Genomic DNA, 19,430 nt, shown 5'->3' with positions numbered 1-19,430 from the left:
CGGTTCCGGCCGCTCCCACCGCGCATCGGTGAGGTCGAACCGCCGCGTCACCGTTAAGTATGAGGTTCTTTTTCGTCGACGAACCCTTTGTCGGAGACCTTTCCACTTACCCGGCTACGACACGCCACTGATTCACGGGCCGCTCGCCCTGTTCACCCAAGCCTTGCGCCAAAACGTCAGCGTGGACGGGCACCGAGGAAATGAGTAATGTGACGCCCGTGCCTCGAACCTCCCTGCTGGCCGCCGCCCTCGCGGTGTCGGTCTGCCTTGCGAATGCCTCAGCGGTAAGCGCGGCCTCATCGTCGCCAACCCGGATATCGATGGGTGCCACCCACGCGTCGATGTCAGCCGAACCGAGCCTGCTACAGAGGCCGCAAACCCTGGTCACGTCCAAGCAGAAGGCCGTCATCAAGATCAGAACCCTGCTGACAACGTTCTTCACCGATCAGCAGCTGTCCAAGATCCTTGACAAACTGGCGGAAGACATCTACGCCAACAAACCTTTCAAAGAATCCTTCGCCACTCTCATCACCCCGAATATTCTCACCGCAAGTCAAGCGGCGAACCTAGCAAACTTAGGGCTTCCGCTGACAAAGGCTCTCGCAGTCCTTTCCCGCAGGTTCGAACCTTATTACCTCAGTATAAGCAAGAAGATTCTCGCGATGAAAAGCAGTGGGAGGACGAAAGCGGACTGCTTCGATCAAGTTTACGTGATGGCCGCTGGATACCTCATCAAAGTCCGTATCAAGCCGGTTCTGACCGATATCAAAAGCAGCCTGACGTCGAAAGAATGGCAGACCGTGAGAACTCGCGGCGCGGCACTGTTCCTCTGGAGTGGTTACGGCTTGTAGGGCCGCCTGGTCCGCGCCGGAGGAGTCGGCGAGCCGGTTCGGTGCTCCGTTCCCGAACCGGCCGATCGGGTCGCCGCCCGGCAGCGGCGTGGCGACCACGGTGGCCGGCCTTCGACCCGGTCGACCCCCGCGCCCGCCCGACCTCGGAAGACGGCATCAATCGACTCAAGCGCCACCGTGACCCGCTTCGACAAACTCGCCGTCCGCCGCGAAACAACCACCCACCCCGCCGCCTTCGAGACAGGTTCTAGGCGGAGGGATAGGGAGAGGTGTAACCCTGCTGGGGGTTGTAACCCTGCGGGACGGTGTAACCCTGCTGGCCATAGCCCTGCGGGGCGGTGTGGCCGTGATGGAGGTTGTGACCCTGCGGAGGATAGTGCTGCGGGGGCGCGAGAGGCGGTGCCGGAGGAGACTGCGGAGGCTGCGGGGGGTGAGCGCTCCGGCGCTCGGCGGCGCCGCAGGCGGCGCCGGCGATCATCAACCCGATCGCCCCCAGCGCGAAGACATGTGCCCGTTGCATGTTCTCGGGGTCCCCCTCGTACGCGGCCAACACCATGGCGACGAACAGCACCATGCAGCCAAAGGTGAGATAGAGGATGCGGCCTATACCCATGGGGCGAGAGTGTAGCTTCCCGGCCTGAGGGACATTCGTCCACGAAGGGGTCCTGAATACCAGGAGCACCGCCGCGAGACGGCACCTCACCCAGGAAATCACCCGCCCGCGCGAACGGCCCCCGCGAGTGGTCCCCCGACCACGCGGCCGATTCCCCGCCCCGCGAGTGGTCCCCGGCCCGCACGGGACGGACAGCCTCAGCAGCCGACCGGCGCGGCGCAGAGCGCACCGGATGCGCCTCCTCCGACCATTACGGACGGCCCGCTATACCGAATCCATCTCCCGTCAAGATTTCTGTGACGTGACGACCGTAATATCGGTCCTCAAATCAGTGTGAATGGCAACAAAACCGGCGGCGTTCTCCGCCTTCCAGACCATGGACGCACCGGCACGAATTCACGCTCGGCAAAGGCACGGTTCACACGGGAAGCGCCAGGGGGCAGGGCATTTCTCACCGCCGTGGCCCTCATCGTCTTCACGGGAGGATCCAGCACCGATGGTCACTCGCACAAGAATCGGCGTGGGCCTCGCGGCCCTCGTCCTGGCCGCCGGGACCACGGCGGGCACGGCGATCCCCGCCGCCGCGGTGGCGGCCGGTGTCACACCGTCCTTCGACGTGGTGGCGCTGGGCGACTCCTACGCGTCCGGCACCGGGGCCGGAGACTACGAGCCCGGCACCGAGGGGACCTGCTACCGCAGCCGCGGCTCCGCCTCCACGATCCTCGTCGAGGAGCTACGGCGGCGCGGCGCGAACGTGAGGTTCGTCAACGTCACGTGCAGCGGCGCGACCATCCAGGATCTGCGGCAGACGTTCAAGGGCGAGCCCCCGCAACTCGGCGCGCTCCGCCGGAACACCGATCTGGTGACGCTGAACATCGGTGGCAACGACATCGACTTCGCCGGATACGGCAACGTCTGCGTCCAGGCCGACTGCACGGGCGCGCCCACCACGGCGATCCTCGACCGCATGCCCGCCCTGAAGCGGTCCTTGAGCGGCCTCCTCACCGAGATCAGGCGCCGCAGCCCCCACGCCCGGATCGTCATGACCGGGTACGGCAGGGCGGTCACCCGTGGCCAGAACGCCACCGGCGTACCGCTCGACCCGATCTGCGACGCCGGTGTCCTCAGCGCCGGGGAGCGCCTGGCGGGAGCACGGGTCTCCGGCACCCTGGACGCCACCCTCTCCCAGACCGCGCGAGCCGCCAGGACGCGTGGGATCGACGTCCGCTTCGTCAGCCCGCACCGGAGCTCGACCACCCTCCACCCCGAGTTCGCCGGGCACTCACTGTGCGAGTCGACCGCCCCGTTCTACCGGGGATTCGACGCCCTCGCCCCCGGCCAGGAGGGCGGCGTCGCGGTCCTGCACCTCAACCGCCAGGGCCACGCCGCCCTCGCCACCCTCATCCAGCGCAAGGTCCCGCTCCGCGTCGCCCTCTGACCCGCGTCCCGGACAACCGGGCGGACCAGAACAAAGGTGAGCACGCGGAAGCCGCTCACGTCCTTCGGCAGGCGTTGGCAGCACCACCTACGGCAGTCACAGTCTGGAGAAGTGCCTCGTTCGCGGCGAGAAAGCCCTCTCTTGAACGTGGATGCCGACAACAGGTCTGAACAGCCTTGGACAACCGTCGCCTCATTCGCAGGCAGGAGTTCGCGGCACCGCGAGAGCGGGACGGCGTCCGAGATCACGCGGCTGTCGACACGCCGAACTCGCCGGCCCGAACGCCGCGCCTGAAGGCGATCCATTCCGCACAGGTGTAGCGCAGGGCCGTCTCCGCCATCGGATGGCGCAGCGCGATCGCTCCGTCGGGCAAGTGAGCCATCTCAACGCGGTCGACGGGACTGCTTCCGGCGGCACTCAGCCACGTCACGTCAGAAAGATCAAGGCCGTACAGTTCCGTCTTGTTCTGCGGAGATGCCACGGGCTCGTGCTCTGCGATTTCGGCCTTCACGACATCGAGGAACCGCGACCAGGCCGTGACGGAGAACATGATGGTCGGCACGTCCGTGGCCTTGGAATCGCGCACGCCCACAACACCGGCGGTTCCCCTGCCGACCATGACACAGTTGGCTCCACCGTCGCTGAAGCTGCTCGTGACCCAGACCAGGGGCTCGGGGGTGGGGCAAGCGCTCATTTCGCTCCCAATTCCTTGATCACTTTATTCAGCGTCGCGATTGTGTCGCGAGGTGACTGAGCGGCCGCGCGAAGATGGTCGGCGGCCATCGCATACCGGGCCACTTCGTCTTCATCCTCAAGGTACTGCGCCGAGGTCAGCGCCTCCAGACAGATGACCTCCGGGCCGGAGTCGAAGCGCATCCAGGTGAAAGCACCTTCAAGTCCCGCGTGCTCACCCGCCGAATAAGGCAGAAGCACGATCTGAACATGAGAGCGACCCCGGTCGGCGGCCACCTCTTTCAGGTGCTCCAACTGCTCTTTCATGACCCGTATGTCCGGAGCACCGACGCGCTGGCGGATGGTCATCTCCGACAGCACCACCCAGACCTGCGGGGGCTCCTCACGGTCCAGAACCGTGGTCTTGCGCCTCATGCGCAGGGCCACGAACTTGTCGATCTCCTCCTCGGTCTGCCACATGCGACTGGCCGCCACCACATGACGGGCGTAGGCCTCGGTCTGCAGCCATCCCGGAATGAGAAGCGGCGACCACTTGAAGATCAATGTTGCCGACTCCTCAAGGCTGAGGTAGTCGGCGAAGGGGTCGCGTACGACTCCCTGGAACTTTTGCCACCAGTCACGTTCGGCGGCCTTGCTCGCCAACGTCATGATCTCTTCACGGCGAGCCGGATCGTCGAGTTCGTACTTGTCGAGGATGAAGGGCACGTCTCTGACGCGAAGTTGCTGCCTACCATTCTCGATCTTGCTCAGAGACGTCTTGGGGCGCATGAGGAGGATGGCGGCATCCTCCAGCGTGAGCTTGCGAGCGTGGCGCAACGTCTCCAGCTCACGTCCCAGGCGTCGACGGCGGACTGTGGCCCTGACCTCTGGCATGAACACCTCTTTACGACAAAACCAGCCTGATCCAGCATCCTGACGCACCCAGATTTTCACTGGAGCAACTTTCTCCAAAACGAGGTTGCGCAGGTATCAGATTTCACAGCATCATCTTTCAGGAACACGCATCGTATCTGCAGAACAACGAAGAGTGATGCGATCGCCCTACGCGCATGGAGGGGCAATGAACGACGCCATGACAACGGAGAAGACCCGGGCTTCGCACCGACGGCTCTCCCTGGCGCAGCGGTACAGCCCGGAGACGATGGAGCCGATCCGGCGCATCGTGACGATCCAGCTGGTCCTCTGGAAAACGCAGGAGGTCGTCGTGGACCGCTGCATGGTGATCCTCACCGAGCTGTGCAGCAACGTCAGACACACCGGCGACGAGCGGTTCGAGCTCACGGTGAGCGCCCCCGGCTCCAGCGTGCGCCTGAGCGTGCGTGACTTCTCCCCCGCCTTGCCGGTCGTCCCCCGGGAGGCGCCGGGTTTCGAAGCCTGCGACGGACGCGGCCTGTATCTCGCGGCGCACTACGCCGACGGGTTCGGCATGGTCCCCCTGGTGGACGGAAAGGTGATCTGGGCGGAGATCACGTCCACCGGCGGGTCAGGAACGGGTTGACGGTCACTTTCCGCCGCTTCCGGCAGCGCGCGCCCGCACGTCCCGGTGAAAGTCTCGGAACTCTCATCGGGACGTGCCGTGCCAGCTGCTCCACAGTGCCGCGTACGAGCCCCCCGCCGCGACCAGCTCGTCGTGGGAGCCGAGCTCGCTGATGCGGCCGTCCTCCACCACCGCGACGCGGTCGGCGTCGTGGGCCGTGTAGAGGCGGTGGGCGATGGCGATGACCGTACGGCCGTCGAGGACGGCGGCCAGCGAGCGTTCCAGGTTGCGGGCGGCGCGGGGGTCGATCAGCGAGGTGGCCTCGTCGAGGACGAGGGTGTGCGGGTCGGCCAGGACGAGCCGGGCGAGGGCGAGCTGCTGCGCCTGGGCGGCGGGGACGGGCTCGCCGCCGGAGCCGACGGCCGTGTCGAGCCCCTCGGGCAGGGCCTCGACCCACTCCCAGACGTCGACGGCCTCCAGCACCTCGCGGACCCGCGCGTCGTCGGCGTCGGGCCGGGCGATGAGCACGTTGTCGCGTACGGTGCCCCGGAAGATGTGGTGCTCCTGGGTCACCAGGGCGACGTGGCCGCGCAGGTCCTCCAGGGGGAGCTCGACCAGCGGGGTGCCGCCGACCGTGACCACGCCGGTGCGGGGGCCGTGGACGCCCGCGAGCAGGCGGCCCAGCGTGGACTTGCCGGCCCCCGACGGGCCGACCATGGCGAGCCGCTCGCCCGGCCTCACCGTCAGGTCGATGCCGTGCAGCACGTCGTGGCCCTCGCGATAGGCGTAACGGACGTCGTCGGCCCTCAGCTCGCTGCCCTCGGGGACGGTGGAGCCGGCCTCGCGGTCGTCGGGCACCTCGGCGACGCCCAGCAGGCGGGCCATGGAGGCGCCGCCGACCTGGAGCTCGTCGATCCACATGAGCAGCCGGTCGAGCGGGTCGATGAGCTGCTGGACGTAGAGCGTGGCGGTGGTGACCTGCTCCAGGGTGGCCCAGCCCCGAACGTAGAAGAGGCCGCCGATGACCAGCGTCGCCACGATCGGGATCACGTAGCCGAGCTCGACCGAGGGGAACCAGACCGTGCGCAGCCCCAGCGTGTAGCGCTCGGCCGCCCACGACTCGGCGATGTCGGCGTCGGTGCGCTGATGGCGCCGCCGCTGCAGGCCCAGGGCCTCCACGGCGCGGGCGCCGTTGACCGTCTCGGCCAGGCCGTCGGTCATGTCGGCGTACGCCGCGCTCTCGCGCAGGTAGCCGTCCCTGGCCCGCTTGAGGTACCAGCGGGTGGAGATCCACAGGATGGGGACGGCGAGCAGCGAGGGCAGCATGAGCAGCGGCCCGACCAGCAGCAGCGCGCCGACGGTGATGGCGCAGGTGACCAGCGCGATCAGCGTCTCGGGCACGGCGTGCCGCACGGTGCGCGACAGCGAGTCGACGTCGCGCGAGGTCCGCGAGATGAGGTCTCCGGACCCGGCGCGCTCGACCGTGGACAGCGGCAGGCCGAGCACCCGGCCGACGAACTCCTCGCGCAGCTCGGCGAGGACCTTCTCGCCGAGCCTGGAGGAGGCGTAGACGGCGAACCTGACCAGCACCGCCTGGGCGACCACGAAACCGCCGATGGCGAGCGCCACCTTGGTGACGTCGACCCCGGAGCCGGTGTGGACGCCCTGCACGAGGCCGCCGAGCAGCCACGGCACCGCCAGGCCCGCGACGGCGGCCAGGGCGTGCAGGAGCAGGGCCACGGTCAGGTCGCGGGGGTACTTCAGGGTGAGCCTGCGGGCGTACGCCCGGACCTGCGCCTGGTCGGCGACGGGCAGGATCTGCCTGCTCACGACGCCTCCCCACGGGTGACGACGGCGGTGTAACCCGGGTGGGCGGCGAGCAGCTCCCGGTGCGTGCCCTCGGCGCGCACGACGCCTCCTTCGACGTAGACGACGTGGTCGGTGCGGTCGAGCACCAGCGGGCTGGTCGTGCAGACCAGCGTGGTCTTGCCGGCGCGCGCCTTGGCGAGCCGGTCGGCGATGCGCGCCTCGCTGTGGGCGTCGACCGCGCTGGTGGGCTCGATGAGGATGAGCACCTCCGGGTCGAGGGTGAGCGCCCTGGCGAGCCGGAGCCGCTGCTGCTGGCCGCCGGAGAACTCCCGGCCCGCCTCCGCGACGCGCCCGTCGAGACCGCCGGGCAGCGCCTCGACGATGTCGTCGGCGCACGCGGCGCTCAGCGCCTGGGCGAGCTCCTCGTCCGTGGCCCGGCCGGTGACGTCGAGCTCGTCCCTCAGCACCCCGGCGAACAGCTTGGCGTCGTTGTCGGCGACGAGGATCCGGCGGCGCACCTCGGAGATCGGCAGGGTCGCCAGCGCCACGTCGCCGAAGTCGACGTCGCCCTCGCTGTAACGGCCGAGCCGGTCGGCGATGGCCACCGCCTCCTCTGGGGCGGCCGCCGCGACGGCGGTGAGCACGCCGGGGCGCACGGCGACCCCGGAGGCCACGTCGCGCAGCAGGCCGCCCTCGGAGCGGCCGGTGCCGCCCTCCACCTCGGGCTGCAGCGCGAGGATGCGCACCACCCTGCGGGCGGCGACGTGCCCCTTGGTCAGCTTGTCGGCGGCCTCGGTGAGGGTGCGCACGGGGGCGATCAGGAAGGCGGCGTAGCCGTAGAAGGCGACGAGCTGGCCGGCGCTGATCTCGCCGCGCATCGCGAAGGTCGCGCCGAGCCAGATCACGCCGGTGATCAGCAGCCCCGGCAGCAGGACCTGCGCGCCCTCCAGCATGGACTCGACGGAGGCCACCCGCACGCCCGCGTGCCGCACCCGCTGGGACTCGGCGCCGTAACGGTCGGCGAAGACCCGCTCGCCGCCGATGCCGCGCAGCACCCGCAGGCCGGTGACGATGTCGGCGGCGCGGGTGGAGAGGTCGCCCTGCAGGTCGCGGTGGGCGTTCTGGCGGCGGTGCAGCGGCTTGAGCATGGGGGCGACGGCGACCGCCATGAGGGGCAGGCCCACCAGGACCGCCAGGCCCAGCGGCGGCGAGCTGTTCATCAGGATGGCGGTCACGACGGCGATGGCGACGAGCGCGCCGCTGCCCCGGAGCAGGATGTCGATCGCGTTGCCGATGTGGGCGATGTCGGAGTTGCCGACGCTCACCACCTCGCCGGTGGACATGCGCTTGGGCAGGGTCGCGCCCAGCCGGGTCGACTGCCTGACGGTGACCTGGACGGTCCGGTAGGCGGCGGCCAGCCAGTTGTAGACGGCCAGCCGGTGACGCAGGACGCCCGTGACGGCCTGCGCGATCCCCAGGGCGAGCACCACCCCGCCCCAGGTCGTCAGGGCCGGCACGTCCTCGGCCCTGATGGCGTCGATGCCCTCGCCCATGGCGTACGGCACGAGCGCCATCGCGAGCCACCACAGGACGGCGTAGACGACGCCGAGGAGCAGCGGCCCTCTCTGCATGCGGGCCACCCACCGCAGGTATCTGATCGGGCTGCGGGCATCGGGAACGCCGGGGTCGGCGGCAGGTAAGGAGCGCATGTCCCAGCAAGGGTTACAAACTCCGCCCTGACCAGGCAAATCATTTTCGCCCTTCCCGGCGTGTCGCCGTCAATCAGAGTTGACAAACGGTTCGCGTCAACCTAGATTGACGTCATGAGTGATACGGCGCAACTGGCATCCGACGCCGGTAGCCGCGATCCGGCCGTGGGCCTGCGGGCCGTGCGGGCACTGCGGACGCTGGTCGACCGGCTGGAGGCCCTCCAGGTGGAGAACGCACGCGAGCAGGGCTGGTCCTGGCAGGAGATCGCGCACTGCCTGGAGGTCACCCGGCAGGCGGTGCACAAGAAGTACGCGGGCGGCCGAGGTTTGCTGAGACGGGAGAGATAGCCATGTTCGAACGGTTCCATCGCGAGGCCCGCCAGGCGGTGATCCTCGCGCAGGAGAACGCCCGCAAACTGCGGCACGACATCATCGGCACCGAGCACATCCTGCTCGGCCTTCTCGCCCAGCCGGAGAGCCTGTCGGCACGGGTGCTGGGCCGTCACGGCCTCGACCACGACGGCGCCTACCGGTCGGTCGTCCGCCTCACCCCGCAGAAGCCGGGCGACGCGCTCGACGCCGAGGCGCTGGAGTCGATCGGCATCGACCTGTCGGCCATCAGGGAGAAGGTCGAGGCGGCCTTCGGGCCCGGCGCCCTGGACCGCAAGCCCCGCACCGATCGGCGGGGCCGCCTGTTCGGCGACTTCCACATCCCCTTCAGCCCCCGGGCGAAGAAGACCCTGGAGCTGGCCCTGCGCGAGGCCGTCAGCCTCAAGCACAACTACATCGGCGACGGCCACATCCTGCTGGGCATCCTGCGCGAGGGACAGGGGCTGGGCAGCAGGGTGCTGGCCGACGCGAAGCTCGACGCCGCGACCCTGCGGCGGGAGATCGTCACCGAGCTGGGATGACCCCGCCGGGATGCCCCCGCAGGAAGTCCCGGCGGCCCGGAACGGGGAAGCGGGAGCCACGCCCGGCACGGGGGCGGCTCCCACTTCCGGGGCCTCAAGGGGACCCCACGTGGACTCACGTGGACTCACGTGGACTCACGTGGACTCACGTGGACTCACGTGGACTCACGGGGACTCACGGGGACCTGCAAGGACCCACGAAGACCTACGGGGACTGCGAGGACCCACGAAGACCCACGAGGACCTACTTGGAGGCCCGCAGGTAGTCGCGGTTCATCTGGGCGATGGTGTCCAGCGGGATGCCCTTGGGGCAGACCGCCGTGCACTCGCCGGTGTTGGTGCAGCCGCCGAAGCCCTCCGCGTCCATCTGCTCGACCATGGCCAGGGCGCGGGAGTCGCGCTCGGGCTGGCCCTGCGGCAGCAGGCTCAGGTGGGTGATCTTGGCGGCGGTGAAGAGGGAGGCCGAGCCGTTCGGGCAGGCGGCGACGCACGCGCCGCAGCCGATGCAGGTGGCCGCGTCGAACGCCGAGTCGGCGTCGACCTTCTTCACCGGGATGCTGTGCGCGTCGGGGGCCGACCCCGCGGGGACGGAGACGAAGCCGCCCGCCTGGATGATGCGGTCGAACGCCGAGCGGTCCACGACCAGGTCCTTCACCACTGGGAAGGGCGCGGCGCGCCACGGCTCGATGGTGATGACCGCGTTGTCCTCGAAGTGCCGCATGTGCAGCTGGCAGGTGGTGGTGGCCACCTGCTCGCCGTGCGCGACACCGTTGATGACCATGCCGCACATGCCGCAGATGCCCTCGCGGCAGTCGTGGTCGAAGGCAACCGGGTCGTCGCCCTCCAGGATCAGCCGCTCGTTGAGGACGTCGAGCATCTCCAGGAAGGACATGTCCGGCGACACGTCCTCGACGCGGTAGGTGACCATGCGGCCCTTGTCCTCGGGGCCCCTCTGCCGCCAGACCTTGAGTGTCAGGTTCACTTGTAACTCCGCTGGCTCATCTTGACGTACTCGTAGTCGAGATCTTCCTTGTGCAGGATCGGGCCCTGCTCCCCGTACTCCCAGGCGGCGACGTAGGCGAAGTGCTCGTCGTCGCGCAGGGCCTCGCCGTCGGCGTCCTGCGACTCGGCGCGGAAGTGGCCGCCGCACGACTCGGTGCGGTGCAGCGCGTCGACGCACATCAGCTCGGCCAGGTCGAAGAAGTCGGCCACCCGACCGGCCCGCTCCAGCGCCTGGTTGAGCTCCCCGGCCTCGCCGGAGACCTTCACGTTCCGCCAGAACTCCTCGCGCAGCTCGGGGATACGCTCCAGGGCCTTGCGCAGCGACTCCTCGGTGCGCTCCATGCCGCAGTAGTCCCACATGAGCTTGCCCAGCTCGCGGTGGTAGGAGTCGGCGGTGCGGTCGCCGTCGTTCGACAGCAGCCTGGCGATCTTCTCGCGCACCGCGACCTCGGCCTCGGCCACGGCCTCCTCGTCGACCTCGCCGTACGGGCCGTTCGCGAGATAGTCGCCGATCGTGGTCGGCAGCACGAAGTAGCCGTCGGCCAGGCCCTGCATCAGCGCGGACGCGCCGAGGCGGTTGGCGCCGTGGTCGGAGAAGTTGGCCTCGCCGATCACGAACAGGCCCGGGATCGTGGACTGCAGGTCGTAGTCCACCCACAGGCCGCCCATCGTGTAGTGGACGGCCGGGTAGATGCGCATCGGCTGGGCGTAGGGGTCCTCGCCGGTGATGCGCTCGTACATCTCGAAGAGGTTGCCGTACTTCTTCTCCACCGCGTCGCGGCCCAGGCGGCGGATCGCGTCGGCGAAGTCGAGATAGACGCCCAGGCCGCCGGGACCGACGCCGCGGCCCTCGTCGCAGACGTTCTTGGCGGCGCGGGAGGCGATGTCACGCGGGACCAGGTTGCCGAACGCCGGGTAGATGCGCTCCAGGTAGTAGTCGCGCTCCTCCTCGGGGATCTCCGCGGCCGGACGGGCGTCGCCCCGCTCCAGCGGCACCCACACCCGGCCGTCGTTGCGCAGCGACTCCGACATCAGGGTCAGCTTCGACTGGTAGTCGCCGCTGACCGGGATGCAGGTCGGGTGGATCTGGGTGTAGCAGGGGTTGGCGAACATCGCGCCGCGCCGGTGCGCCCGCCAGATCGCCGTGGTGTTGCAGCCCTTGGCGTTGGTCGACAGGAAGAACACGTTGCCGTACCCGCCGCTGGCCAGCACGACCGCGTCGGCCAGGTGACGCTCGATCTCGCCGGTGACCATGTCGCGGACGATGACGCCGCGCGCCCGGCCGTCGGAGACGATCAGGTCGAGCATCTCGTGGCGGGTGTGCATCTCGACGGTCCCGGCCGCGATCTGCCGCTCCAGCGCCTGGTACGCGCCGAGCAGCAGCTGCTGGCCCGTCTGGCCGCGCGCGTAGAAGGTGCGGGAGACCTGCGCGCCGCCGAAGGAGCGGGTGTCGAGCAGGCCGCCGTACTCGCGGGCGAACGGCACGCCCTGGGCCACGGCCTGGTCGATGATGTTCACGCTGACCTGGGCGAGCCGGTAGACGTTGGACTCGCGGGCGCGGAAGTCGCCGCCCTTGACCGTGTCGTAGAACAGCCGGTAGATCGAGTCGCCGTCGCCCCGGTAGTTCTTGGCCGCGTTGATGCCGCCCTGGGCCGCGATGGAGTGCGCGCGCCGGGGCGTGTCCTGGTAACAGAAGGACTTGACGTTGTAGCCCAGCTCGCCGAGGGTCGCGGCGGCCGAGCCGCCCGCCAGGCCGGTGCCCACGACGATGACGTTGAGCTTGCGCTTGTTGGCCGGGTTGACCAGCTTGGCGCCGAACTTGCGCTTCTCCCAGCGGTCCTCGATCGGGCCGTCGGGGGCCTTGGTGTCGCGGATCGGCGCGCCCTCTGTGTATCCCGTGGTCATGACCCGCTCACCGCTCCTCGCTCACCACGCGGAAGATCCGCTTCTTGTACGCCGTACGGAAGACCCGCCCTTTGACCGGTACTCACTTGATGACTCCGAACGCGACCGAGACCGGGACCGCGAGGAAGCCGACGACCAGCAGCGCCGACAGGCCCGTGGCGGCGGCCTTCAGCGCGCGGTAGCTGCGGCGGCCCGCCATGCCGAGCGTCTGCAGGGCGCTCCACAGGCCGTGGCGCAGGTGCAGGCCGACCATGACGACCGCGAGCACGTAGAACAGGGTCACCCACCAGCGGGACGGCGCGAAGTTCGCGACCAGGCGCTCGTACGGGGTGGAGCTCGCACCCGCCGGGTTGACCACGCCGAACGTCAGGTCCAGCAGGTGGTAGACCACGAACAGCACGATGATGACGCCGCCGTAGCGCATGGTGCGGACCGCGTAGCCGTCCGCCCGGGACCTGCGCCTGGCCGCGTACTTGACGGGACGGGCCTTGCGCGCCCGCCGGGCCAGGGAGATCGCCGCCCACATGTGCAGCCCGACCGAGACGACCAGTCCGATCTCCATGATGGTCAGCAGTGCCCGGTACGGGAGGATCGGCTCGCCCAGGGTCCGCAGGAAGGCCGCGTAGGAGTTGAAGGACTCGGCGCCGAAGAAGCTCTTGAGGTTCCCGGCCATGTGGCCGACGAGGAAGAGCACCATCGCGGCACCCGTGACGGCCATCACGGCCTTCTTGCCGTTGGAGGAGCTCAGGAAGCCGCCCCGCCGCCTGTGCCGTGCGGGCTTCGCGGGAACGTCCGCCTGGGGTTTCACCGACGCGGTGGCGGATCCGCGCTCAATCGTGGCAGTCACACTCGTCACGCTAGGTAGGAGGATTTATCGCGTCCAAGTCATCGTGGATGTGGTTTCCATAGCCTGTGGCTATTAGCTCTGCGTCCCTGCGGGTTCCAGCGGCACGAACCGGACATGGTGCGAGCAATCTCACAACTTCCTTATGCGAATCTCGTATCGTCCCCCACCTCTGCGTCCGCCCCGGATCCGAGGCCGGAGGACCCGTGCGCTATGAATCCCGGGCCCGGGACCCCGACGACCCGCGCGCCAGGGGACCGTACGCGAGGGACCCCCTACGCTAGGGAAACGTGCAGCTCCAGCAACTCGCCTACTTCGTGGCGGTCGCCGAGTCCCGGCACTTCACCCAGGCCGCCGAGGGGATGCGCGTCGCCCAGCCCTCGCTGAGCAAGCAGATCAAGGCCCTGGAGGCCGAGCTCGGCGCGCCGCTGTTCAGCCGCGCCCGGGGGAACGTCACCTTGACCCCGGCGGGCGAGGCGCTGCTGCCGCTGGCCCGCAGGATGCTGGCCGACGCCGAGACCGCCAGGAGCGAGGTCGGCGAGCTCGCGGGGCTGCGCCGGGGACGGGTCCGGCTGGGCGCGACCCCCTCGCTCTGCGCCGGGCTGCTCGCCGACGCGCTGGCCAGGTTCCACCACGCCTACCCCGGCATCGAGCTGTTCGTGGAGGAGGGCGGCTCCCGCGACCTGGTCCGCACCCTCGCCCGCGGCCAGCTCGACCTGGCGTTGATCATCATGCCGCTGCACAGCGACGACCCCGCCCTCGTCACCGAGGAGATCCTGCGGGAGAACCTCGTCGTCGCCTCCCCCTCGAACGATCACACCCGCCGGCCGTACGTGCGCATCGACGAGTTGCGACGGCGGCCGATGGTGATGTTCAGGCGCGGGTACGACCTGCGGGAGGCGACGCTCAGCGCCTGCAGGCAGGCCGGGTTCGAGCCCAGGTTCGCGGTGGAGGGGGGCGAGATGGACGCCGTGCTGCGCTTCGTGGAGGCCGGGCTGGGGGTCGCGCTGGTCCCCTCGATGGTGCTGGACGGCCGCCCGGGACTGGCCGGGACGCCCCTGGCGCCTCCGGGGCTGCGCCGCACCATAGCCATCGCGCATCGCAAGGACGTCCAGCCCACCCGCGCCGCCCAGGCCTTCCGCTCGACCCTGCTCCTCTTCCTCACCGAGGCCGCCCGCGACGGCAGCCTCCCCCAGGGACTCGACCTGATCACCGAGAGCTGAGCCGGCGCGACGGGTCCGAAGGTCCGGCACGGTACGCGATGTGGGCGCCGGTCCCGCGCGACGGGCGGAGGTTTGCGGACCACCGCGCCGGGCAGGGGCGGTGGGCGCTCCCGACGGGCCTGCGGGCGTGCGCCGCGGCGCGTTCCTGACGTGCGGAGGGTCACGATATCGACCGCGTGGATCACAGGGACTGATCAACACCCTCTAAGTCCCGGTGTCACACTATTCTACGTAGCGTCGACAGGTTCTCCCGATCCAACGAAGAGGCGTCAGTGACCGCCCCCGCCAATGAAACGCTCACGCTCCTCCTCATCGAGGACGACGCGGGCGACGCCTTCCTCGTGGAGGAACTGCTCAGCGAGGCGGACAACCCACCCAAGATCATTTGGGTGCGGAGCATGGCCGAGAGCCGGGAGCGCCTCACCGAGGACGTGCGGTGCGTGCTCGTCGACCTCTCCCTGCCCGACGCGACCGGCCTGGAGGCGCTGGAGCAGGTGCTGTCGATGGCGCCGCACGCCGCCGTGCTCGTGCTGACCGGCCTGAACGACACCCACGTCGGCGTGGAGGCCGTCGCCGCCGGAGCCCAGGACTTCCTGGTCAAGCAGGACGTGGAGGCCCGCCTGCTGGCGCGGGCGATCCGCTACTCGATAGAGCGCAAGCGCGCCGACCTGGCCCAGCGCAGGCTGGTCGAGGCCGAGCTGCTCACCAAGGAGAACTCCCGCCTCGAACGCGGGCTCCTGCCGGTCCCGCTGCTGGCCCCGGGAGTCCTGGAGCACCAGGCCCGCTACCTGCCGGGGCGCAGGCGCGCCCTCCTCGCCGGCGACTTCTGGGACACCGTGCAGAGCCCCGACGGCGCCGTCCACGTGGTGGTCGGCGACGTGTGCGGGCACGGCCCCGACGAGGCCGCGCTGGGGGTCGCGCTCAGGATCGCCTGGCGGACCCTGGTCCTGGCCGGGCACACCGGCAACGACCTGCTCGGCACCCTGGAGTCGGTGCTCCGCCTGGAGCGCAAGTCCGTGGAGATCTTCACCACCCTGTGCATCGTCACGATCGACCCCGCCCTCGACCGGGCGCGGATGCACGTGGTCGGCCACCCGCCGCCGCTGCTGATCCGCGACGGCGTGATCGACGTGGTGCCCGGCACCCCCTCCGGCCCCCCGCTCGGGATCTTCCAGGACGTCCGGTGGTCGGCGATCGACGTCCCGCTCGGCGACGACTGGTCGCTGCTGCTCTACACCGACGGGCTGATCGAGGCCACCGTGGGCGGCGGGCCCGACCTGCTCGGCACCGAGGGCCTGCTCAACCTCGTCCAGGAGCAGGGCGGGATCGAGCTCGACCGGCTCATCGAACGCGTCATCGAGCTGAACCGCGACGCGCTCAGCGACGACCTGGCGACCGTGCTCATCTCTCGAAACGGGAAACGATGACCGATCGTCCGGACCGTCCGGATCACTCGGACCATTCAGATCACTCGGGCCACGGCCTCAGCCCGCGCCCCCTGCCCGCGCCCGCCCCCGCGAAGGGGTTCGGGAACCTCCCGGTGGGCCGCTGGTTCACGCTCGCCGGGGTGGGCATCGCGCTGGTCTTCATGATCTCCGCCGTCGTCACGATCAAGTCGATCGAGGAGACGCGGGAGGCCAGGGAGACGCTGGTCGACGTCGTCGACCCGGCGGCGCTGCGCCTCCTGGAGGTCTCCAACGCGATCACCTCGCAGGAGAGCTCGGTCCGGGCGTACGGCAGGACCAACGAGGAGATCTCCCTCCAGGACTACCGCACCGCGATCATCGCGGAGAACACCGCGCTGGGCACGCTCGCCGCGCTGCTCCCCCGGATGCCGGAACGGGAGGTGGTCACCGCCGAGGTGGCCCGGCTGAGGGCGGCGGGAGAGGCCTGGCGGCGCGACTACGCGGAGAAGGTCATCGCCTCCGTACCGACCCTGAAGACCGACGCGGCCCGGCAGAACGCCCCCATCAACGCCACCCGGTTCAACGAGGTCCGCCAGTCCCTGACCGGCCTCCAGAGCCACCTGAACCGGCTGCACGAGGCCGGTGTCGTCCGGCTCGACCTCGGCTGGCGGGCCTTCTACATCGCGCTCATCGGGGTGGCCTCGGCGCTCGTCGTGGCCGGGATCGTCGCGGTGCTCATCGTGCGGTACGCGGTGCTCCGCCCGCTGGCCGAGCTGAACCAGCAGGTCCGCGCGGTCGCCCAGGGGGACTTCGACCACAAGCTCAGGGTCGAGCGCCCGGCCGAGCTGTCCGAGCTGTCGGGCCACGTCGACGCGATGCGCCGCCGCATCCTCGCCGAGTGGCGGCGGTCCTCCGAGACGCAGCGCAAGCTGGAGGACCAGACGGCGGAGCTGAAGCGCTCCAACGGCGAGCTGGAGCAGTTCGCCTACGTGGCCAGCCACGACCTGCAGGAGCCGCTGCGCAAGGTGGCCAGCTTCACCCAGATGCTGGAGCAGCGCTACGGCGACCAGCTCGACGAGCGCGCCAAGCAGTACATCTCCTTCTCCGTCGACGGCGCCAAGCGCATGCAGATGCTGATCAACGACCTGCTCGACTTCTCCCGGGTCGGCAGGATGGGCGGCGAGCGCACCAGGATCGACGCCACCGTGCCGTTCAAGGCCGCGCTGAACAACCTCGGCGCGACCATCGAGGACGCCGGGGCGACGGTGACCCACGACGAGCTGCCCGAGGTGTACGGCAACCGGGCGCAGCTGACCCAGCTCTTCCAGAACCTCGTCGGCAACGCGATCAAGTTCCACTCGCAGGAGCCGCCGGTGATCCACATCGGGGCGCGGCGCGACGGCGACATGTGGGAGTTCTCCTGCACCGACAACGGCATCGGCATCGACAGCAAATACACTGACCGCATCTTCCTGATTTTCCAGCGCCTGCACGGGCGGGACGTGTACGCGGGCACGGGCATCGGGCTGGCACTCTGCAAGAAGATCGTCGAATACCACGGTGGCCGCATCTGGGTGGACAACGGGAACGACGAGAACAACGGGGCTCCCGAGGTCACCGGGGCCACCGAGAACACCGAGAACACTGAGAACACCGAGAACACCGGCAACGCCGAGAACATCGCGATCACCGAGAACAGCGAGAACGTCGAGAAAACCGCCAAATCGGGCACGACCTTCCGCTGGACCCTTCCCACAGGAGACATCGATGAATGACCTGCGCTGGATAGACGTCCTTCTGGTCGAGGACGATCCGGGCGACGTCTTACTGACGCGGGAGGCGTTCGAGCTCAACAAGGTCCGCAACAAGCTGCACGTGGTCAACGACGGCGAGCAGGCCATGGCCTTCCTGCGCAAGGAGGGCGGCTACGCAGGCGTGCCCCGGCCCGACCTGATCCTGCTCGACCTCAACCTGCCCCGCAAGGACGGCCGGGAGGTGCTCCAGGACATAAAGGCCGACGAGAAGCTCCGCGGGATCCCGGTGGTCGTGCTGACCACGTCGGAGTCCGAGGAGGACATCCTGCGCAGCTACAACCTGCACGCCAACGCCTACGTCTCCAAGCCGGTCGACTTCGACCAGTTCATCAGCGTGGTCCGGCGGATCGACGACTTCTTCGTGACCGTCGTCAAGCTGCCCAACTCCGGCCAGCACTACTGACGGCCCGCCGGGATCACGAACCGGCACCCCCGGCGGCCCGCCGGGGACCGCGGCCGTGCCGGGCCGCGGACGAGCGGGGTCACGGCCGGGCGGGACCGCGGACAGACGGGGTCCCGAACAGGCGGGACCGCGGACGGGCCGGGCCGCGGACGAGCAGGGCCGCGGACGAGCAGGGCCGCGGACGAACAGGGTCACGGCCGGGCGGGATGGCGGCCGGGCGAGGTCATGAGCGGGTGGCGAAAATCAGGGGTTGCCCATCTGTCGCATCCGTGCCTGCAGCCTCCCGAGACCTCCCCGTGATCGTCCACCTCGTGAGATGCCGCAGGCGGGACGCCTTGGCTCGCGAACGTGACAGGAATCACACCGGGTCGGTGAAATTGTGAGAGACCCCTTACACACAACCCCTAGGCGCCGTCGTAACGTATCCCCCACCAACATGCGCGCGCACGTGTGAGCCGGCGCGACGAGGCCCGGACGCGCGGCACAACTGAAACAACCCGGACCCCTGGGCGAGCGGGGTCCGTGGGAGGTGGAGAGGTCTCGATGACCCAGACAACGGCCGAGAGCCCGGCCAGAAGGCAACGTGCGCAGATCAAGGAGCGCACTCTGCGGACCGACCAGTGGTGGCGCTATCCGCTGGTCACTTTCATCATTTTCACGGCATTCCTCGTCTACGCCACGTGGGCGATCTTTGATACAAGCTACTTCGTATCGCCGTACCACGCGCCGTTCGCGTCGCCCTGTCTGGCGACGAGCTGTCCGCCGGACGCGCGGCTGTTCGGCCTCGCCCCCTTCGGCGACTGGTACACCCTGCCCCCCGGCCTGCTGATCCTCGGCCTGCCCGCGGGGTTCCGCTTCACGTGTTACTACTACCGCAAGGCCTACTACCGGGGGTTCTGGCTCTCGCCCCCGGCCTGCGGGGTGAACGAGCCCCACAAGAAGTACTCCGGTGAGTCGCGGTTCCCGCTGATCCTGCAGAACGTCCACCGCTACTTCTTCTACGCGGCGATCCTCGTCGGGCTCGTCCTGGCGTACGACGCGGTGAAGGCGCTGATCGAGAACCCGGCCGGCCTGGGCACCTGGATCCTGATCGCCAACGCGGTCCTGATCAACCTGTACACGCTGTCGTGCCACTCCTGCAGGCACATCACGGCCGGGCGCCTGAACCACTTCTCCAAGCACCCGATCCGCTACCGGGCGTGGGGATTCGTCTCCAAGCTCAACGCCAAGCACTCGCAGCTCGCGCTGATCTCCATGTTCTCCGTCATGGGCGCCGACCTGTACGTGCGCCTGGTCGCCAAGGGCATCATCGCCTTCTCGTTCGCATAAGGA

At 69.2% G+C, this 19,430-nt stretch carries 18 protein-coding genes; 10 read left to right on the top strand and 8 right to left on the bottom strand.

Features of this window, described 5'->3' with window-relative positions:
* Positions 1 to 218 precede the first annotated feature (218 nt).
* Positions 219 to 851 (top strand): hypothetical protein, encoded by a 633-nt coding sequence (locus ACFYWM_RS07340; protein ID WP_389909986.1) that lies wholly within the window; start codon positions 219 to 221, stop codon positions 849 to 851.
* A gap of 247 nt (positions 852 to 1,098) precedes the next feature.
* Here the strand turns inward: ACFYWM_RS07340 and ACFYWM_RS07335 are convergent, their stop codons facing one another.
* Positions 1,099 to 1,464, bottom strand: a complete 366-nt coding sequence (locus tag ACFYWM_RS07335; protein WP_389909984.1) for a hypothetical protein — start codon at positions 1,462 to 1,464, stop codon at positions 1,099 to 1,101.
* A 496-nt stretch (positions 1,465 to 1,960) separates the two neighbouring features.
* On the opposite strand from ACFYWM_RS07335, the gene ACFYWM_RS07330 reads away from it, so the two are divergent.
* Entirely contained in the window at positions 1,961 to 2,902 is a 942-nt protein-coding gene (locus ACFYWM_RS07330) for an SGNH/GDSL hydrolase family protein (protein ID WP_389909981.1), read from the top strand.
* Between the two features lie 244 nt (positions 2,903 to 3,146).
* Here ACFYWM_RS07330 and ACFYWM_RS07325 read toward each other — a convergent pair whose 3' ends face one another.
* Both ACFYWM_RS07325 and ACFYWM_RS07320 read right to left on the bottom strand, forming a co-directional pair.
* Positions 3,147 to 3,596 (bottom strand): DUF397 domain-containing protein, encoded by a 450-nt coding sequence (locus ACFYWM_RS07325; RefSeq protein ID WP_389909979.1) that lies wholly within the window; start codon positions 3,594 to 3,596, stop codon positions 3,147 to 3,149.
* Positions 3,593 to 4,528 carry a helix-turn-helix domain-containing protein gene (locus ACFYWM_RS07320; protein ID WP_389909977.1) on the bottom strand — a complete coding sequence of 312 codons (936 nt, stop codon included), beginning with the start codon at positions 4,526 to 4,528 and terminating at the stop codon, positions 3,593 to 3,595. Before ACFYWM_RS07320 ends, ACFYWM_RS07325 begins: the two co-directional genes overlap by 4 nt.
* 127 nt (positions 4,529 to 4,655) lie before the next feature.
* Here ACFYWM_RS07320 and ACFYWM_RS07315 point away from each other — a divergent pair, with 127 nt between their 5' ends.
* Positions 4,656 to 5,093 carry an ATP-binding protein gene (locus tag ACFYWM_RS07315; protein WP_389909974.1) on the top strand — a complete coding sequence of 146 codons (438 nt, stop codon included), beginning with the start codon at positions 4,656 to 4,658 and terminating at the stop codon, positions 5,091 to 5,093.
* A 63-nt stretch (positions 5,094 to 5,156) separates the two neighbouring features.
* Here ACFYWM_RS07315 and ACFYWM_RS07310 read toward each other — a convergent pair whose 3' ends face one another.
* Positions 5,157 to 6,902 carry an ABC transporter ATP-binding protein gene (locus ACFYWM_RS07310; RefSeq protein ID WP_389909971.1) on the bottom strand — a complete coding sequence of 582 codons (1,746 nt, stop codon included), beginning with the start codon at positions 6,900 to 6,902 and terminating at the stop codon, positions 5,157 to 5,159.
* Positions 6,899 to 8,590, bottom strand: coding sequence for an ABC transporter ATP-binding protein (locus ACFYWM_RS07305; protein WP_389909968.1), 1,692 nt, complete (start codon positions 8,588 to 8,590; stop codon positions 6,899 to 6,901). Before ACFYWM_RS07305 ends, ACFYWM_RS07310 begins: the two co-directional genes overlap by 4 nt.
* A gap of 114 nt (positions 8,591 to 8,704) precedes the next feature.
* Between ACFYWM_RS07305 and ACFYWM_RS07300 the strand changes: the two genes are divergently transcribed.
* Complete coding sequence (locus tag ACFYWM_RS07300; RefSeq protein ID WP_329085846.1) at positions 8,705 to 8,938, top strand: RNA polymerase subunit sigma-70; 234 nt, start codon at positions 8,705 to 8,707, stop codon at positions 8,936 to 8,938.
* Between the two features lie 2 nt (positions 8,939 to 8,940).
* On the top strand, positions 8,941 to 9,501 hold the full coding sequence (locus tag ACFYWM_RS07295; RefSeq protein ID WP_389909966.1) for a Clp protease N-terminal domain-containing protein: 561 nt from the start codon (positions 8,941 to 8,943) through the stop codon (positions 9,499 to 9,501).
* A 244-nt stretch (positions 9,502 to 9,745) separates the two neighbouring features.
* Here ACFYWM_RS07295 and ACFYWM_RS07290 read toward each other — a convergent pair whose 3' ends face one another.
* The 3 genes from ACFYWM_RS07290 to ACFYWM_RS07280 form a co-directional block, all read right to left on the bottom strand.
* Positions 9,746 to 10,483: a succinate dehydrogenase/fumarate reductase iron-sulfur subunit gene (locus ACFYWM_RS07290; protein WP_389909963.1), complete on the bottom strand. Its 738-nt coding sequence runs from the start codon at positions 10,481 to 10,483 to the stop codon at positions 9,746 to 9,748.
* Positions 10,480 to 12,408, bottom strand: a complete 1,929-nt coding sequence (locus ACFYWM_RS07285; RefSeq protein ID WP_389909960.1) for a fumarate reductase/succinate dehydrogenase flavoprotein subunit — start codon at positions 12,406 to 12,408, stop codon at positions 10,480 to 10,482. The genes ACFYWM_RS07290 and ACFYWM_RS07285 overlap by 4 nt, the downstream gene beginning before the upstream one ends.
* A gap of 82 nt (positions 12,409 to 12,490) precedes the next feature.
* Entirely contained in the window at positions 12,491 to 13,126 is a 636-nt protein-coding gene (locus ACFYWM_RS07280; protein WP_389910275.1) for a succinate dehydrogenase cytochrome b subunit, read from the bottom strand.
* A 416-nt stretch (positions 13,127 to 13,542) separates the two neighbouring features.
* On the opposite strand from ACFYWM_RS07280, the gene ACFYWM_RS07275 reads away from it, so the two are divergent.
* The 5 genes from ACFYWM_RS07275 to ACFYWM_RS07255 all read left to right on the top strand — a co-directional run bounded on the left by ACFYWM_RS07275 (position 13,543) and on the right by ACFYWM_RS07255 (position 19,427).
* Positions 13,543 to 14,475, top strand: a complete 933-nt coding sequence (locus ACFYWM_RS07275) for a LysR family transcriptional regulator (protein WP_389909957.1) — start codon at positions 13,543 to 13,545, stop codon at positions 14,473 to 14,475.
* Positions 14,476 to 14,747: 272 nt separating this feature from the next.
* Positions 14,748 to 15,902, top strand: a complete 1,155-nt coding sequence (locus ACFYWM_RS07270; protein WP_389909954.1) for a PP2C family protein-serine/threonine phosphatase — start codon at positions 14,748 to 14,750, stop codon at positions 15,900 to 15,902.
* A 113-nt stretch (positions 15,903 to 16,015) separates the two neighbouring features.
* Positions 16,016 to 17,656 (top strand): ATP-binding protein, encoded by a 1,641-nt coding sequence (locus ACFYWM_RS07265; RefSeq protein WP_389909951.1) that lies wholly within the window; start codon positions 16,016 to 16,018, stop codon positions 17,654 to 17,656.
* Positions 17,649 to 18,098, top strand: a complete 450-nt coding sequence (locus ACFYWM_RS07260; protein ID WP_389909948.1) for a response regulator — start codon at positions 17,649 to 17,651, stop codon at positions 18,096 to 18,098. The genes ACFYWM_RS07265 and ACFYWM_RS07260 overlap by 8 nt, the downstream gene beginning before the upstream one ends.
* A 543-nt stretch (positions 18,099 to 18,641) precedes the next feature.
* Positions 18,642 to 19,427: a hypothetical protein gene (locus ACFYWM_RS07255; RefSeq protein ID WP_389909945.1), complete on the top strand. Its 786-nt coding sequence runs from the start codon at positions 18,642 to 18,644 to the stop codon at positions 19,425 to 19,427.
* The last annotated feature ends 3 nt before the right edge of the window (positions 19,428 to 19,430 follow it).

It is taken from the genome of Streptosporangium sp. NPDC002721 (assembly GCF_042888905.1).
Classification (GTDB): Bacteria; Actinomycetota; Actinomycetes; order Streptosporangiales; family Streptosporangiaceae; genus Streptosporangium.
This window is presented reverse-complemented; position numbering and strand designations above follow the sequence as displayed.

Coding starts and splice junctions, on each gene's coding strand:
- ACFYWM_RS07335 (WP_389909984.1), bottom strand. CDS start 1,464: ATGGGTATAGGCCGCATCCTCTATCTCACCTTTGGCTGCATGGTGCTG.
- ACFYWM_RS07330 (WP_389909981.1), top strand. CDS start 1,961: ATGGTCACTCGCACAAGAATCGGCGTGGGCCTCGCGGCCCTCGTCCTG.
- ACFYWM_RS07325 (WP_389909979.1), bottom strand. CDS start 3,596: ATGAGCGCTTGCCCCACCCCCGAGCCCCTGGTCTGGGTCACGAGCAGC.
- ACFYWM_RS07315 (WP_389909974.1), top strand. CDS start 4,656: ATGAACGACGCCATGACAACGGAGAAGACCCGGGCTTCGCACCGACGG.
- ACFYWM_RS07305 (WP_389909968.1), bottom strand. CDS start 8,590: ATGCGCTCCTTACCTGCCGCCGACCCCGGCGTTCCCGATGCCCGCAGC.
- ACFYWM_RS07300 (WP_329085846.1), top strand. CDS start 8,705: ATGAGTGATACGGCGCAACTGGCATCCGACGCCGGTAGCCGCGATCCG.
- ACFYWM_RS07295 (WP_389909966.1), top strand. CDS start 8,941: ATGTTCGAACGGTTCCATCGCGAGGCCCGCCAGGCGGTGATCCTCGCG.
- ACFYWM_RS07285 (WP_389909960.1), bottom strand. CDS start 12,408: ATGACCACGGGATACACAGAGGGCGCGCCGATCCGCGACACCAAGGCC.
- ACFYWM_RS07280 (WP_389910275.1), bottom strand. CDS start 13,126: ATGGCCGTCACGGGTGCCGCGATGGTGCTCTTCCTCGTCGGCCACATG.
- ACFYWM_RS07260 (WP_389909948.1), top strand. CDS start 17,649: ATGAATGACCTGCGCTGGATAGACGTCCTTCTGGTCGAGGACGATCCG.
- ACFYWM_RS07255 (WP_389909945.1), top strand. CDS start 18,642: ATGACCCAGACAACGGCCGAGAGCCCGGCCAGAAGGCAACGTGCGCAG.